This is a genomic window from Micromonospora sp. NPDC049282, assembly GCF_043197045.1.
GTDB lineage: Bacteria > Actinomycetota > Actinomycetes > Mycobacteriales > Micromonosporaceae > Micromonospora.
Genome location: NZ_JBICSL010000044.1, coordinates 1 through 1,400, shown reverse-complemented (window position 1 = coordinate 1,400; position 1,400 = coordinate 1). Strand labels below are relative to the sequence as shown.

1 protein-coding gene is annotated in these 1,400 nt (G+C 67.9%); it reads left to right on the top strand.

The window, feature by feature from the left end; all coding sequences use genetic code 11:
• Positions 1–111 precede the first annotated feature (111 nt).
• Positions 112–1,374 carry an ISL3 family transposase gene (locus ACGFI2_RS30605; protein WP_393523667.1) on the top strand — a complete coding sequence of 421 codons (1,263 nt, stop codon included), beginning with the start codon at positions 112–114 and terminating at the stop codon, positions 1,372–1,374.
• Positions 1,375–1,400 lie beyond the last annotated feature (26 nt).

The following is a 1,400-nucleotide window of genomic DNA, read 5'->3' as shown; positions in this document are numbered from 1 at the left end:
GGGTCTTGTGACGTGTTTGTGGGTGGTTGGGCGCGTCGGTGATGGCGCACGCCGTTGTCCTGCCTAGGTTCTGGCTTGTCGAAGGTCAGAACGAGTGGGCGGGGCAACGGCGTGCGTTCGGTAAGGGTATGGGCTCGGTTGTTCGGGGTCGAGCAGGCGGTGGTCGAGGGTGTCGAGTTCGATGCGGTGGAGTCGGTGGTGGTGGCTCGGGTGCGGGTGTCTCGGGGTGCGCGGCGGCGGTGTCCGTATTGCCGGCGGCGGTGTCCTGGCTATGACGGTGGGACTCGTCGTCGGTGGCGGGCGTTGGATCTCGGAACGGTGCGAGCGGTGATCGAGGCTGACGCGCCGCGGGTGTCGTGTCGGGTGCATGGGGTCGTGGTGGCGGCGGTGCCGTGGGCCCGGCATGGGGCGGGGCATACCCGGGCGTTCGATCAGGCGGTGGCGTGGTTGGCGGTGCACGCGGCGAAGTCGGTGGTGTCGCGGTTGATGCGGATCAGTTGGCGCACAGTGGGCGCGATCATCGCGCGGGTGTGGGCCGATACCGGTGGCGCGGTGGATCGCTTCGACGGGTTACGTCGTATCGGTATCGACGAGGTCAGCTACAAGAAGGGTCACCGGTATCTGAGCGTGGTCGTGGATCACGACACCGGCCGGCTGGTGTGGGCCGCTGCGGGCAAGAGCGCGGCCACGCTGGGCGCGTTCTTCGATCTGCTCGGACCCGAGCGGGCCGCGCAGATCACCCACGTGTCGGCCGACGGCGCGGACTGGATCACCACCGTGGTGCGTCGTCGTTGCCCGAACGCGGTGCGCTGCGCCGACCCGTTCCACGTCGTTGCCTGGGCCAGCGACGCCGTAGACCGAGTCCGCCGGCAGGTATGGAACGCCGCCGCCGGTCGGGGAGCAGGCCGCCGCGGTGTCGCCGTCGGCGAAGCGAGGCTGGTGAAGAACACCCGCTGGGCGTTGTGGAAGAACCCGAACAACCTCACCGACGCACAACGGGCCACCCTCAACTGGATCGCCAAGACCCACCCCCGCCTCCACCGCGCCTGGGCCCTCAAAGAAGGCCTGCGCTACGTGTTCACCCTGGCCAAAACCAGCCCACCAGCAGCAGTCCACGCCCTCGACCGATGGATCAACTGGGCCCGCCGCAGCCGCATCGACATCTTCGTTGACCTCCAACGCCGCATGGTCCGTCACCGCGACGCCATCGTCGCCTCCATCGAACACGGCCTGTCCAACGGCCGCATCGAATCCGTCAACGCCAAAATCCGCCTCATCACCCGCATAGCCTTCGGCTTCCACTCACCCGACGCCCTCATCGCCCTGGCCATGCTCAACCTCGGCGGTCACCGCCCCCAACTCCCCAACCGATGACCCACACATCCATCACAAGACCCATA